This window comes from Halomonas stenophila (genome assembly GCF_014192275.1).
GTDB lineage: Bacteria > Pseudomonadota > Gammaproteobacteria > Pseudomonadales > Halomonadaceae > Halomonas > Halomonas stenophila.
The window spans coordinates 1-14,976 of the sequence record NZ_JACHXR010000022.1 but is presented as its reverse complement, the minus strand read 5'-3'; the positions used below and the strand labels follow the sequence as shown (position 1 = coordinate 14,976).

The 14,976-nt window shown below is 62.9% G+C and carries 8 protein-coding genes and 3 pseudogenes; 1 reads left to right on the top strand and 10 read right to left on the bottom strand.

Translation table 11 applies throughout. The features are described from left to right. Positions 1 to 93: 93 nt before the first annotated feature. The 8 genes and pseudogenes from FHR97_RS20580 to FHR97_RS19765 form a co-directional block, all read right to left on the bottom strand. Positions 94 to 303 (bottom strand): annotated as a pseudogene (locus FHR97_RS20580) (transposase); the annotation flags it as partial. Positions 304 to 434: 131 nt separating this feature from the next. Next, entirely contained in the window at positions 435 to 4,370 is a 3,936-nt protein-coding gene (locus FHR97_RS19795; protein WP_183385512.1) for a hypothetical protein, read from the bottom strand. Next, a complete protein-coding gene (locus FHR97_RS19790; RefSeq protein WP_183385511.1) occupies positions 4,367 to 6,229 on the bottom strand; it encodes a GMC family oxidoreductase in 1,863 nt (620 codons plus the stop codon). Before FHR97_RS19790 ends, FHR97_RS19795 begins: the two co-directional genes overlap by 4 nt. Before the next feature lie 69 nt (positions 6,230 to 6,298). Then, positions 6,299 to 8,971, bottom strand: a complete 2,673-nt coding sequence (locus tag FHR97_RS19785) for a hypothetical protein (RefSeq protein ID WP_183385510.1) — start codon at positions 8,969 to 8,971, stop codon at positions 6,299 to 6,301. A 27-nt stretch (positions 8,972 to 8,998) separates the two neighbouring features. Further along, entirely contained in the window at positions 8,999 to 9,850 is an 852-nt protein-coding gene (locus FHR97_RS19780) for an EthD domain-containing protein (protein WP_183385509.1), read from the bottom strand. Between the two features lie 8 nt (positions 9,851 to 9,858). Continuing rightward, the gene (locus FHR97_RS19775; protein WP_221187884.1) at positions 9,859 to 11,439 is read right to left on the bottom strand and encodes a c-type cytochrome; all 1,581 of its coding nucleotides are present in this window, start codon (positions 11,437 to 11,439) and stop codon (positions 9,859 to 9,861) included. After that, positions 11,439 to 11,873 carry a hypothetical protein gene (locus FHR97_RS19770; protein WP_183385508.1) on the bottom strand — a complete coding sequence of 145 codons (435 nt, stop codon included), beginning with the start codon at positions 11,871 to 11,873 and terminating at the stop codon, positions 11,439 to 11,441. Before FHR97_RS19770 ends, FHR97_RS19775 begins: the two co-directional genes overlap by 1 nt. Beyond that, the gene (locus FHR97_RS19765) at positions 11,870 to 13,273 is read right to left on the bottom strand and encodes an FAD-binding oxidoreductase (protein WP_183385507.1); all 1,404 of its coding nucleotides are present in this window, start codon (positions 13,271 to 13,273) and stop codon (positions 11,870 to 11,872) included. Before FHR97_RS19765 ends, FHR97_RS19770 begins: the two co-directional genes overlap by 4 nt. 558 nt (positions 13,274 to 13,831) lie before the next feature. Here FHR97_RS19765 and FHR97_RS20795 point away from each other — a divergent pair. After that, positions 13,832 to 13,936: pseudogene (locus FHR97_RS20795) on the top strand (phage integrase); the annotation flags it as partial. Here the strand turns inward: FHR97_RS20795 and FHR97_RS19760 are convergent. Continuing rightward, positions 13,936 to 14,394, bottom strand: a pseudogene (locus tag FHR97_RS19760) (SOS response-associated peptidase family protein); the annotation flags it as partial. The pseudogenes FHR97_RS20795 and FHR97_RS19760 overlap by 1 nt on opposite strands. A gap of 21 nt (positions 14,395 to 14,415) precedes the next feature. Beyond that, entirely contained in the window at positions 14,416 to 14,709 is a 294-nt protein-coding gene (locus FHR97_RS20790) for a leucine zipper domain-containing protein (RefSeq protein WP_183385505.1), read from the bottom strand. Positions 14,710 to 14,976: the final 267 nt, after the last annotated feature.

Here is a 14,976-nt window from a genome sequence, read left to right as displayed (position 1 = left end):
TCCGCTCGTGTTGATTGAGATCTTGGTCGTGATCAATCAACAGGATACGCCACCCTTCCTACCTCCTCCCGTACACCAGAAATCACCATAGCTCGCCGCCCCCACGGCCGCCATTTTGCTCTTGCCGTTTCCTGTTAGCCGCTGGTACAGCGCCGAGATATCCGGATTCCGCCTCAGCCTGACGACGGCTGCCATGTACAGGCTCTGACGCAGTTTCGGATTGCCGGCTTTTGATAAGCGAGGTCGGCACCGTACGGAACTACCCGATTCCCAACTGACGGGTACGAGTCCCGCGAATGCCGCGGGAGCTATGGTGACCCGATCCGAACTTAGATGACCTGTCAGGTGGTCCGAAGGATGGGATCCACTTCACACCCTGTTAGATCGCGAAAAACGCGCAAAACATACCGTGCAATATGATTGCGCCCGACATTTTATATTTTGTGCTCGCGCGCCGAACGTAAGAGATTCGGGAGCGCGTCGAGCCTATCCTCTCCCGGCGTCTCGCGACACCAGTCAGGCAGAGTCTCCCGTGAAACGGCAGCGACCCGGCTGATACCTTCATCACGTACTATCCGGCGCATCGCCCTTCGGGCGAGGCCAATCTTACGAAGATGATCCTGGACGCGTAGGTAGACCAGCTCGTCGCCCCGCGCAAGCACGAACCCGAAGGTGAAATCGAGTTCCTCCGACGAGTCTCTCTCGACGCCCATCGCCTCCACATGCGGGTGCTGGACGCACAGGCGCAGGATCAGCAGGCAGTCAATGTCCGGCTTAGCCTGCACCAGGATGCGGGTCAGACTTCGCTCGAGGAAGTTGAGCCGGTTGTCCGAGGCCAGCCGGTCGAGCAGCTTGTCCAGATTCCCGGGCTCGACTGAGCTGCCCGCGACGGGGAGGTCCTCCCGCTCGATCTGTACCTCGCCCACTTCCAGGTCGAGCCGCCGACAGCAGAAGGTCTGAAAGCGCGCGCCGAAGCTGCTCGCAGTCACCGCCCAGGTAGCACGAACCATCCCGGCCCAGGACCAGTGCTTGAAGAGGTTCAGCCAGCCACGGTTATCTGGATAGTCGTACTCGGCTTCCAGATCGAGGTCGAGGTAACACTCCTCCATGAGCTGAATCAGTGAGTGGCAAAAGAAAAAACCGGCCACCAGTTCATCATGAGTCTCCGGCAGCCACATGCGGCGCGGGGGGGCGTCCTCCACCACCGAGGCCAGCTCCAACCATTCTGGGTAGATCTGCGGCACCAGGAACGCCAGGGCCGGGTCGGTGCGCAGGCGCTTCATCAGCTCGTCGAGCCTTCTGCTCAATAGGGTGAAGGCCCCCTGGGGGGCGCGGCTGGGCGGGAACCACGTCTGCGAAAGGCGAACGTATAGCTCCTCGCGCGACAACGACGCAGGCAGCTCGTCAACTGCCCCGAAAACGGACAAGGCCACGTGCTCGCCGAGCTTGCGGTAACTCTCGAACTGGGACTCGGAGAACCACTGGTCTGACGTGGGTTCGTGCGGAAACTGCGGATGGGCCGCGGCGTACGCCTGAACGTCGACCGGCTCGTCGCCGGTGAGCGAGGCCTTGATGTAAACCAAAACCCCGGGCGGGCCGCCGTCGACCCGGTCGTAGAGGATTTTGCCCACGGCACAGTGCCACCGGCTCAGGCCGATCTCGGGATCGCGGCGGATCTGTTCGGGGTCGAGCTCGAATCCGACGCCAAAGTCCGCGCAGCATTTGCGTATCGCGTTGCCCAGATCTTCGAAGGTGGTATTCGGGTCGGCGCCGCCGTCAGAGACGACGATAAAGCGGCACCGGCGCCGGATGAGTTCATACAAACCCAAGTTGTCGAAGTGCCCGCCGTCGGAGAGATACACGTAACGGGAGCGGTCGTTGGTGTTGCCGAACAGCTCCGAGAGCAGCTCCGCGATGCCCAGCTTCGGGCCCATGCGGTTCCACGTCTTGTCGTGGCGGGGGTTGCCCAGCCACCAGCCGAGCCGGACGTTGAACACGGTCAGCAAAAAGGCCATCGCGGGCGTGGTCCCTGCCCCCATGTTTGGGCTCGCCGCCGCCCCGGAGATAGCCATCGCGGTACCCAGAGAGATACCGCCTTCGGGAATGGTCCGATAGCCGCCGGTCGGCCGATACCCGGCCGTCTGGAGATGAGCCCCCGCGTCCTCGCCGTCGTCCTGGACGCTGAACCCGCTGAACAGCGGCGTAAACACGAACGAGGCCGCTTTGCGCTCCTGCCACGCCAAGTCACGGCCCGACACCAGGTTAAGGGCAATAGCGAGCAGCGGAAACGGGCCGTCGTAGTAGCGCCCGTCCTGCCGGACGAAGGGCGACAGGGTGGGCATGGCCAGGTCGTCGGCCGGGTCGAAGCCGGTGAACGGTTGGGCTTTGCGTTTCCGGTTGGAGGCGCCGAGAAAAGCCCGGACCAGTCGGTTTCGGTAGAACAGGTGCATGGAGAATTCGTTGATATCGACACGCCAGGAGAAGAGCAGTGTGGCGATCGCAAGCAGAAAGCAGATCAGGGGCACGACAAGGAAATTGCCGTCGGCCTCGCCCTGCCCTTCGCTGGCGAACTTGCGGGTCGTGCCCAGATAGAGGCGTTCGGTATGACACTTCAGGATGTGGCGCGCGTTCTCGATGCCGAAAACCGCTTCCGCCCCGGACTGTTCGACCGGGTTGTCGCCGCCGGCGGCGGACGGCTCCTCTATCCAGAAGTCCTGACAGTCCTTGGAGAGGTATTCTTCCGGCGGATCCAGCAGCGCGTGGGCGCCCAGAGCGATCGAGGCGAGCATGCCGACGATAAACACATGAGGCGCCGCGGCGATGACCGCTCGCCGCCACACCGGCGGAACGGCCTCGCCGTTGCCGGTATTCCGGCCGACGAGCACGCCCCCGATGGTCGAGAAAATCCAACCACCGCCCAAGGCAGTACAGACGACGGTTCCGAAGATCACCAACAGCACCGGACCGTAGAGCGCGATGCCGAAAATCCCCAGCCAGGTCACCGTCCAGATCAGCAACCAGGCGCCCAGGCGACTCCACCACTGGCGCAATGCCTCGGGGAACCCCCGCCCCATCAGTCCGATGTGAAAGCCGGCGGTCAGGATGAAAACGGCCGTGATCGCCGGCGCGCCCCAGACCGTGACATGGAGCAGGTGCCAGATCGGGTGATCATCGTACCCGGCCGAGTTCAACGCTTTTTCCAGTACCAGCGAGAGCGATGCAACGGCCCACAAAAAGAACCCGCCCACCGCCCCCGCGGCCGGCGCGGTCAGCAGTACCGCCCGAAGCATTCGCGTTTTGCCGGCCACCGCGACCGGTGCTCCTTTACGGCGGTGCACAAACAGGGTCAACAGGAACACCCCGACGATCCAGATCAACAGGTAAACCACACCGGCGAGCAGCGCCCAGGCGAGCGGCTCGAACTGGTCCTGGTGGAACTCGCTGAGGCTGTACCAGGTCCAGCGCCCGGCCAGCCAGTCGTGCAGGAAAAATTTGTCCGCCGCCCGGGAGAACCACATCCAGAACGAGACGAACCAAGCCGCCGCGAACACGGGCAGCACCACGCCGGCCAGTACGCCGGACTGGCCGGCATACCAGGGCGGCTGGTCGCCGCGCCGGGGAATCATCACTTCCAGCTGATTACAGGCGGTCAGCACGATCGCCACCACCAGAAATCCGATGCCCCAGTACAGGCATGTCAATGCGCTGGTACCGAGCTCATTAAACTCGGACGCGGCGAGCACCAGAATCCTCGGCGCCACCAGCATGGCGCCCAGCGCCAGCACCAGGATCACCTGATTAAGCAGCAGGTTACGCAGGTAGGTGGTGGCCATGGTCCAGGTATCGGCCGAGAAAGCGCCCACCCGGGGCGTGAGGTAGTTGGTGAACCGTCGCAGGTACGAAACCGGCCCGGCTTCGGGGTTGTCGGCGGACGCCGACGTCCCCGTGGCGGTTCCACGGTCGTCCTGCCGGCAGGCGTCGTTCCTAAGCTGATGCTCGACCTCGCGGATCCCGTCGCGCCGAATCCACGCCAACAGCCAGCTGCCAATGTAACTGCCGCCGGAGTTGACGGACAGGTAATCGAAGCCGCGTAACAGCCCCAGCCGGGCCAGTCCCTGAGTGACCCCCAGGTTGAACGTGGCACTGCGAATGCCGCCACCGGAGAAGGCGAGCGCGCTCAGGCGGGAGTCGTCCCCCTCCCCGGCCGCCTGAATGGATTCGGTGTCGTTAGCCTCAGCGTCTCCGTCACGCCGGAGCCGGCGACCCTCATGAATCGCGGCCAACTCCGCCGGTCGGACTCCGTCTTCAAACCGGACGGCAAGGTCCCCGCCGCCCTTACCCTTTATGTCGTCTTGACCGGAAACGCTCACGGCGTTCCTCCTCTTTGGGCGTCACCCAGGATTACATCGCTGGCCTTCTCGGCAATCATGTAGACCGCCGAGACGATGAACAGGCCAGGAATGCGCGGGAAGACCGAAGCGTCGACCACCCGCAGGCCCTGCGTGCCTCGCACCCTGAAGCTGCTATCGAGCACCGCCATGGGATCATCGTCGGCACCGATCTTGCAGGTGCACGAGGCGTGGTGGCCCCAAGTGTTGTCGCGGATGTAGCGGCGGATTTCCTCGGGCGTCTTGACGTCCGGTCCGGGGTAGAGCTCCTCGCTGACGAGGTGGCGATAGCTGTCGGCCAGCGAGCGCGCGGTCTGGAACCCGCGGACCACCGCCTCGAGGTCCTCGTGCTCATCCTCCTCGAAGTAGCGGAAGTCGATGTGAGGCGTGTCTCGAGGGTCGGCCGAGCGGATCGTTACACGGCCCGCCCGGTTCCCCGTGTGCCCCTTGAGCACCGCCCAGGTGAAGCAATCCTTGGCATCGCGGATGCGCTGCGAGTAGTTCGGATAATAGCCCCGGAAGTCGGTGACCAGGCCGAAGATGTAGAGGTCCGGATCCTTGAGCGCCGGGTCGGAGCGCTTGATGATCGACATCACGCAGCCGTTGGTCGAGTAGATGCTCTCTTTGTCGTTGAGCCATTCGCGCAACGGGGGGTCGGGTGCCTCCCCCTCTGTCGGAGGAGCCATCGTCGCCTCCGCGAGCATCCTGAACGGCCGCTTCATGCGCTGGACCAGCGTGATCTCATAGCGGTCCTGGAGGTTGAACCCCACGCCGGGCAGGTCCATACGCACCGGAATCCCGTGTTCCTCCAGCAGCTCGCGGGGCCCGATACCGGAGAGCTGCAGTAGCTGAGGCGTGTTGAACGCTCCGCCGCAGAGAATCACCTCCCGGCGGGCCCGCACCTGTCGGCGCTCCCCGGCGGCGGCCTGGCCGGCACGGGAGTCGGCGCGGTACAGGCTCTCGCCCTGGAGGTATTCCACGCCCGTTGCGCGGTTGTCATCGTCGAAAAGCACTCGGGTGACCAGGGCATGCAGCTGGATCGTCAACCTTTCCGGATCCGCAGCGCGGGCCTGCAGCACCCGCTCTCGGGCGCCGTTCCGGCGGCCCTTCAGGCGGGTCAGCGGGCAAATCCGCAGCCCTTCGAGCCGCCACGAGACCGTCCACCAGGTGTTCGGATCGCCCGCTGTGAAAAGCAACGTGGTGAGACGCGCCAGCCAGTAGCGCACGTTGAGCAGCCGCAGCCAGTGCCAGCCGAACACCTGCCGCAGTGCCGCCTTCTTCAAGATCTTGAAGAGAGCGTCATCCTTCAGGGCTAGCTTGACGTCGGCCTCCTCGGTGCCGAGCCAGCCACGAAACCCATGACGGGTCACGCTCAAGAACGGGAAGATCTTGTAGAGAAAGCGCCACACCGGTCGATAGCGGCAGTCCTCCAGGCGTTCGAAGTAGCGCCGCATCCTCCATGCCCGCCACGACTTGTCGCCGGTGATGTCGGCAATCCGGTTCCAGTCACTGTTGGCCGGGTAGACCAGGAACAGGGCATTGTGGGCAGTGCAGCCACCCAGGGTCCCGGCCCGCGGGTAGAAGATGCCGTCGTGCGGTTCATCGAACTTGTCGTCGCGGCGCTGCTGCTCCTGGTTCTCGTAATGTCGGACGAAGAACTCCCACGACATGTCCCGGGCTTCAGAGGCATTGGCATGAAACGCCGGCACCTCATAGTTGTAGGTGTCGGGATTCCCGCCGGCTTCGAGCAGCAGAACGGTGTATCCCGCCTCAGCCAGGTTCGCGGCCAGTCCGCCGCCACCGGCACCCGATCCGACCACGATGTAGTCGTATTCGCTCATGGCTTCCTCGTCAGATGCCTGCCGACACCGACGCCGCGCCCCGGCGCGCGGCGCCGACGTCGCTGCGGATCACAGCGTCTTGATAAATTCGATCAGGGCGTCTTTGTCCGCGTCCGGCAGGTCCGTGCCGAAGTAGTGCCCCCGATCGACGATGAAGTCCGGGCAGGCGCTCTTGTCGATCAGGTCCGGCACTAGGTCTCGCAGTAGCGCGGTGGCCTGCTCCGGATTCAGGTTCTCGCGGTCGATCCGTTTCAGGTCCTGGGCGGCATCCAGCGCGGTGGCCCCCAGGCCGAGGAGGCCGAAATCGGCATCGGTCCGGGCGAGGTTGAGATTGCCGATCAGTCCAATCGGCGTCCCGGCACTCTCCTGGCTCGGTCCCGGGAACGGGCCGATCTGTACCTGGCCCTGGTCGTTGACCAGGTGGCCAGCCCCGATCAGGTAGCGCAACGGTAGGGCCGCCCTGAGCCATCCCGGCAGCGTCGACGGCTCGACCTGCACGTAGCTCTCCTGGGTGGTCCGCGGCACCTTGTTCAGACGGCGTTCCGGCCATAGCAGCTTGTGGATGGCATCATCGAACGCGGCCATGCGCCCGGCGGTAGAGGGGTCGCCAGTGAACTCACCCAGCTCGTTATTGTGCAGATAGGGCGCGGTCGACCAGACGCTCACCAGGGACGGCACCCGCTGGTAGCCGCGGCCGCCACCCGGCGCCTGCCACTGGAAGATCTCGTCGGCAACCGGATTGTAGAGATCCACCATGCCGACCGACGGCAGCGACTTGTAACTCTCCGAGGAGAAGTCCTCCCAGACGTGGCCCTCGACAGCGTTCGACGCCATGGCGCTGCAGATCTCGGTCTCCAGGGCGCCGGTGGCCAGGCCGCGCTGGCGCGCATGCTCCAGGTAACGTGCCTCGGTCGAGGCGTCCGGGTCGATGTTGCTGGGCGTGACATCGACCAGCGGCTGGTGGACCGGCACCCGAGCATCGGTCGAGAGGTAGTTATTCTCCCGGAAATCGTCTGCCTGCACGATCTCCGTCATCCGGCGCTTGAAGTCGTCGGACTCGGTCCAATCCCAGTAGCGGTTCCAGCAGGCCAGGTAGTCCGAACCGATGCAGCCGGGCTCCCCGAGGGCCTTGATCGGCTCGGGCAGTTTCGAGGAATGGCAGCGCGCGCAGTTCTCGGCGAACACGACCTTTCCGCGATCCAGGATCTGGTCGTACTCCTCCTCGTCGCGGTCGCCACGCAGATATTGGTCGCCGTCTGGGGCATCCTCGAGCCGATAGGGCTGACCGGCCTGGATCAGGTACGCGGCCATGTCCTCGGCCCGCTGCTGGGTGGCGTTCCAGAACACCGAGTTCTCCTGCGCGTCCTTGACCCTGATGGGTTCCTGCTTGCGCAAGCCGACCAGCGGATCGATCGTGCGCAGCCACTGCTGGTGATACTCGCCGATGTTGATATAGACGCGGGTCAAGGCGGGTCCGATGGTCACCGAATCGGCACCATCCCACAGCACGTGCGGTGTCCTGTAGGTAGCCGACTTGCCATCTTCGGCCTGGTGATCCTCGAGCTCGGGCAGGTCCAGGGCGCCATCGACGGCCGTCTCGGTGCCGATCTTTTCCGCGATTTCCAGGCGCGCCGGCAGTTCAAAGACAGCATTCATCGCCCGCGGGTTGAACAGGTTGTCATGGGGCAGGAACGAGGTGTCGACCGCGCCGGGCTTCTGGGCGCCGATCAGCTGACTGATAAAGTTTTCATCGGTGATATTGGGCGAGAAGATCCGCCCGAACCAGAAGTACTGCGCGCCGATGGTGCCGGAGAGGTTTGCCCATTCGGGAGACTCGGGAAACTTCGGCGGATTGAGCGGATGCGGGCTGATGTGGCAAAACCCGCAGGACATGCCCACCCGATAGGGACGCTCCAGGTTCCGGTCGGCGTAGAACGCCGGATCGAGGTAGTAGCGATCCTCCTCCATCGCCCTTTTCCACCTGCGCTCGGCCTCCCTGTCGAAGTCCGGGTTGGGAAACAGGCGCAGACCGAGGACGCCGGAGGATTTGCCGTAGAGCTCTTCGAGCCGCTCGCGCTCTGGTTCGCTCGAGCCGGCCAACAGCGGATCCTCTGCACTCCGCTCGTCCAGGCACAGGCCAAACTCGTCCGGTTGGCTGGGCTCCTCAAAACCGGGTTCGTTGATCATGCCGGCATAACAGAACCGGGTATTGCGGTTGTAGTAGCGAAACGGAGGATCACCGGGCTCGGGGTACATCTCGGCGGCGCAGGCATACCCCTGGTAGAGGCCTTGACCTTCTCCTCCGAAACCGTACTTGGGGCCCGGCGGCTCCGCATAGCCGGTCGCACCGTATGCCCCGGCCGGGTAGGCGCCATCGCCGGCGTCGAGCCGCTGCTCGTAGTCGCTCGCCCGCTGTTCCTGTTCGGGTGAGCAGGGGTAGGAGGAGATGGACTTGAGCAGGTCGAAGGAGCCGAAACTGTTGTTGGCCAGCCAGTCCCAGAAGGCCTGATTGCCCGCGGTCCACAGCCACCAGGTGTTGCGGCCGCGAATCCCGGCATCGTCGAGGGCGATGCCATTGTCGGCGCCGGCAAGCAGGTCGGGCTCGTCCGGGGCCTGGGCGAAATCCTTCACCGTCAGGTCCGCCTGCATGGCCTCGTCCTGCGCCGGCGGGCGCGGCACCAGCCACCAGGCCACGGCGAAAACGGCGACAAAAGCCAGCAGAATCAGGATCCATTTCTTCATGAGGGGCCTCCTTGGGCGGATGGGGCATCATCCGCCAGCGCTGAACCGGTCCGCGTTACCGAGCATGAGTGTCGAGCGCCCGCCGTCGATGAACGTGACTTCGTCCTTGATCAGCTTGAGATTGGCGATCTGGGTCCGTGGGCTCAGAAAGCCCTTGGCGAGCGTCCACTGGTCGTCGTAGGCCACCCGGGCCACGGCGTCGAACGGCGTACCCGTGCTGCCCCCCAGCGCGTCGATCACCGGCGTCAGGTCCTCGCCGTCGCGTACATACATCTGGTCGTACGCGCTGTAGACGAGCGCGTCCTGGAGCGAGGCGAACAACGTCGAATGGCTGTTCTTCCAGTAGTCGGTCATCTGCGCCCGGTCCAGGGGCGGCCGGCTGCGCAGGAAGAACAGGGTCGTCACCGGCGGTAAGCCCCCTTCCGGACGAATCAAGGGATTGACCTCCACTGCCATCACGGCGGTACGGCACACGCGGGGCCGCTGATCTTCCACCAGTCGAGCTCCCGCCTGCCGGCCGGCCGGGGCAGTCAGCGCCGCCACGAGCGCCTGCCGGGACGGGTAGACCAGTTCCTCGACCACATCCCAGCGTTCCTCGAGCGTCGTTCGACGATCCTGTCTCGGTCCGATCTGCTGCCCCTCCTGACGCGCGAACAAATTGGTCACGAACCGGCTCCGGGTGAAGCGGACACCCTGATAGAGCGGATTCCACCGGCAGTACTGGTGGACCTGGGCATAGCGCTCGAGCCCGAGTGCCTGCTGCAATTCGAGGACCAGTTCTTTGCGCGGCTCCCGCCAGTGCCTGTGGAAGGCCTCGAGAGACTGGCCAGAGGCGCGCCGGTGACAGAGAAGCATCTTGTACTGCGGTGTGCCGTCCATATCGGTTCTCACGATGCGTCCTGCGGGCGGGAGAGCCACTTGAGGTACTCGATCAGATCCCGTTTCTCCTGATCGCTCAGCTCCGTGCCGTATGCGGGGCCGCTATGCCCCTCGTTGCCGTTGCCCGGGAGACGGGTGTCGAGCACGAACGCGCTACCCGTGTAGGGTCTGCCGTCCGGGTAGACATAACCGTCCTCGCGCGAGCCCTTCAGTTCCTGGTGAGCGAAGCCCATGCGCTGCGGATCGTAGACGTCGTTACCGATCGTGAAGATCTCCGGCCTGTCTCGCGGCGTGAGCAGATCCCACAGGCTGGGTACCGAGCCGTTATGCAGATACGGTGCTCTGGCCCATAGGCCGTCGAGGGGGTGATTCGCATAGCCGTCGGTGACCCGAAAATGGCTGAACTGCCAGAAGTACCCCTTTGTGTAATCCCTCTGGGCCTGGCGCAGCACCTCGGTATAAGAGTCCTTGCGGTGGCGGTCGGTGCCGATCTGCTCGAGGGGGACGACGCCACCCACGTGCTCCCCCTTGAAGTCATGGCAGCTGAAGCAGTATTGCTCGTATATCGGCCTGCCCCGCCGGGCCGCCTGCTCGTCGATGGCGAAGGGATAGGCCGGAGGCTCCAGTTCGTCGAGCCAGTCCTCGAGCCGGAAGAGACTGTCCACGTCCATGTCCGGCGGCGCGGTACCGGCGCCGATGGCGGCGCTGAAGTTGCGCTCGCGCACCGAGTTGTTGTTCCCATCCCAATGCAGCCACAGCCCGTCGCGCTTGGCCTGCTCCCAGATCGAAGGGAAGTCCACCGTGCCGTAGATCTCCTCCACCGGCGCGTCGCGTTCCTGGTAGTAATAGGCAAACTGATTGAACTTGAACGTATTGAAGGTATCCACGCGGCCCGGACCAAACGGCGGGTAATCCGGCTCGAACAGGTACGCGAGGTTGCGCCGGGTCTTGAGGAGCTCTTCCCTGACCTGCGGGACCGCGATCCGGTAGATCAGCCGCTCCACCGGCCCCAGCTCACCCTGCTCATCCATCGCGGCCAACAGGGTGTCGGCAGTGAAACGGGGATCGTCAGCGCAGTCGAAGAGAAACTTGAAGAACGCCATCAGATCGACCGTGTTGGCCGACATCCCGGCAATGATCCTGGGCTTGGCCTCCGGTGACTCGCGCACCGACCCGGTATGGCACACCGCACAGTTGATCCACGTGCGGTCGACGATCTGGTCGCGCACGGAGAAGCCGATGGGCATGGGCCGGCCAGGCTCCTGGATCATGCCGAAGGCGGTGTAATCTCGGGCCACGGCGCCTTTCGGCAGGTGGTCGGGAAAGGTCTTGGGCAGGACCTGCATCAGCTTGAGCGGAATCCCCGACGTGATATCCGAGCCGATCGAGCCGTAGTAAAAATGCTCGACCTCCGAGGTATATTCGACCGGACGGTTCGGCGGAAAGGCATGAAACAGGGCAAGCAGCGCCGACAACAGCACAACGGCGCATATGGCCGCGAGCCGCAAACGCCCGGCATACAACTTGCTGACGAGATGCGTCGGCCGTTCGAAGTAATCCTCACCGCCGTTGCGTGGTCCCTGAGACATCACGCACCTCCGACCCTTGGATCACCGTCGCGCAACATGAAGTACAGTGCGACGGCCTGGATGCTCGACAGGATCAGGTCGTTCAGTGCCAGCGCCATCATGCCATCCGGGTAGTCGATGAACAGCACGCCGATCAGGAACAGGCAACCGGCGGAGAAGCGTCCAGCGACCAGCAGAAACGAGATGAATAAGTAGCGGAATGGATCGCGGATCGCCGGGATATACATCACGCTGATGATCACCAGCAGGATCCCGACGTTCTGTAGCCACTGTATCGTGTTCGTGGTCCCCACGTTGAGCAATGACTCGAGCAGGCGTGGGGTGAACAGGGCAGGCAGGGCGAACAGGAGCATGTTGGTCACAAACCCGAAGCCCACCAGGAACCGGAACCATTTGAGACCGGTGTAATGTGTGTACTGTTTCCCGGATGTCATGCGATCCCCCCCTGACCGGGCTTGGATTCGAACATCTCGCGAAACCACTGCGGATAGAAACGGTCTTCCGGGTCGTATTGATGACGATACTGCTGGAAGATCTCGATCTCCTCGGCAAAGGAGGCCTGGACCTGGTGCGGGGTCATGTACGGCGTCTGATTGAGCAGGGGCTTGCCATTGTTCTCGAGGCAGAACTCGTTATACGCCTGGAGAAACGCCTTCCACCCCGTGCTGCCAGTAGCAACCGGGTCAATCGTGACGCAGGGCCATTTTCGCGTGTAGGAGAAGAGCGAGCTGGTATCCTGGGCGATGTGGTAACCGACGTTGAGCAGGTCGCAGCGATAGCCGTTGTCCTTCAAGTAGTCCTTGCAGAACTGGAAATACTTGCGAATCGTCTGGGGGTACTCGTCCCGCGGAAAGCCCCAGATGCTGAAGGTGTAGGCGGCGTAGGGTGCGGTCTCCGGGTAGTGGATGATCTGGTCCGCCGGGCTGGTGTTCTTGCCCCGGATGAGCTTGGTCATGACCAGGCCGACTAGCCGGTTCTGGGCGTTGAGCAGGACGCCGCGCAGCCCCTGTAACGGGACGAACTGCGAGACCACGCGGCCAAAAAACGGGCTCCCCGTCTTCCACGCCCAGTTGCGCAGGCGCCACGGAAACGTGTGGCTGCGCAACGGGCCGGGGCCGTCGTAGCGGTACTCGACGACGACCTGATCCAGGTGCGGCATCAAGTACAGCATCATCGAGCGCTTCTGGTCGACCAGTTCGGGCAATCGATCAGCGAACTCGTCGATGTGGTAGACGATGTGCTCAACCGTCATCGGCCGGATCTCCTTGACCCGGTAGGTGACCTCGACCACGGCACCGAGCATGCCGTAGCTCGAACGCATCGCCGCCAGCAGTTCGGGGTCGTCCTCTGTCACCTCGAGCATCTCGCCACTGGGCAGAATGGCCTTGAACTTGATGGCATAGGAGTTCACCTGGCCGAACTCCCAGTCCTGCTCCCCTTTGGCGAAGTAGGAGGCGTCCTTGGTAGCCGTACAGGCGCCGCTGCCGACGGTGAGGTTTCCAATCTCGCAGTTGACGTAGAACTGCAGGCCATGCTTCTCGAGTTCCCGCGCGGCATCGATGTGCAGCACACCAGGCTGCATCGTGATCGTCTTGTTCTCTTTATCGATATTGAGAATCTTGTTCATCTTGGTGATGTCGATCACGGTCCCGCCTTCGGCCACGATGCAGTCCGTCGTCGAGTGGTGCGAACCCTTGATCCTCACCGGCGACGGATAACGCTCCCGGTCTTTGACGATGCCGACAATGTCGTCAACGCTCTGAGCGACGACAAAAGCGCCTGCATGGTAAGTAATGTCGCGCTTCCAGTTCTGTAGCTTGATCTCGTCGCTCATTGTTTTTTTTACCTTTGAGGGGGTGAGTGAGACTTCCCGCAAATGGTCTGTCATGAAATGACTTCACAAACTCGATACGTCTCATCCAAGGCGTTTTTTCTTCTTCTATCGCCGCCACTTTAAATCGGGATTTACCTTGTGTGGAACATTCATGACGATCTGGCGCACTCCACCGGATTTTCCGCTGCTTGACCTCGGTGGAATCGGCATGCATGTACCCGTATGCCCATCTCCAGGCACGAATGCGGCAGATTATCCACATGCCCATGCTGACGAACGGCTTTTGCCAGTTGCTCGTACTCAGCTCTGTGGAACTGACGTAGTAGCGGCCCACCGGCTCCTAGTGAATCTCATTACCATTCTGGATGGCCGGTGTAGTATCGGACCACCAGAACTTCATGAATTTTGACACACTCCTGTATGGCCATTTTTATCAGTCTTTTTCATCAAGATTAGGCAAGGGGGCTCACAACTGCAAAGGATAATTTGAAACTGTGCTGATTGGCGCAGCTCAAAGCGTTCATAGCTCACACCTGCCCCGAACATGAATGAGGCGGGATGCCCCCTGCTGATGCAGCACGATTCCGCCAGAAGCGCCTGGAGCAAGGGCTATCGCCCAACATCGTGAACCACGACATCAGCTATCTACGGGCCGTGTTCAACTACGCCATCCACATGGACGAGTGGAGGCACGACAACCCCTTCGCCAAGCTCAAGGCTCTACAGCTTCCCGAGCGGGAACCAGCCTTCCTCACCCAGGAACAGATCGAAGCACTCGGGGTGAGGGGCAGATCCGCCAGCTCGGCCTCGATAGCGGCGATATCGGCCCCCTCGTGGGCGACACGGTTCACTCGTGTCGACACCGGCCAGGCGGTGAGCGCCCCGGCGTCGAGATGGTGTACCGCCGAGCGGATGGCCTCGCGCTCGATCAACGTCGGATCGAGCCAGGCATCGAGGCTGTCGTCGTCTAGCACCAGAGGTATGCAGTCGTGGATATCGCGGTCGATGCCGCGAGCGGGCTCGGTGATGATCACGCAGCAGGCCGACTCATCCGCATAGGGCTCCCAGATCGCGCCCAAGAATAGCGGCTGACGATCCACACAACAGAGGAAATGCGGCTGCTTTCCGCCCTCCGCCGGCCGCTACTCGTACCAGCCGTCGGGGGAGATCAGACAGCGGTGCTTGTGGAAGGCGCCGCGGAAAATACTTCGACTCATCCAGCCGCTCGGCGCGGGCGTTGATCGGCTCTGGGCCGGGCTGCCCCGCCCAGGGTTGGTGCGCTCTTCCCGGTAACGGCGCACCCACTTGTAGACCCTACTCACACTGACGCCCTGAGCCTGAGTGACCTCCTCTGGCCGGAGCCCTTCGTCAACGACTCGGCGGACCAAGTGGGCTCGACCATACGGTGTGAGACGGGCATTCTTATGAGTGCTCATCCGGGCCTCCTGAAGGTTGGTTTGGGTCGCACCTCCAATTGTCCGGGTAGGTTCCGGATGAACAACCTACCGAGAGATCACACCTAGGTTTTGTACGAAAAGTAGACTCTGCTAATTTTTCCTATGCCGCAGCAGCATAGGTGAAGTATGGCAGGACGCTACGAGCTATCCGAGCACAGCTGGTCGCTGATCAAGGACATCGTCTCGCCGCCCCAGACGATGGGTCGGCCAAGGCGGGATGATCGCCAGGTCTTGAACGGCATCTTC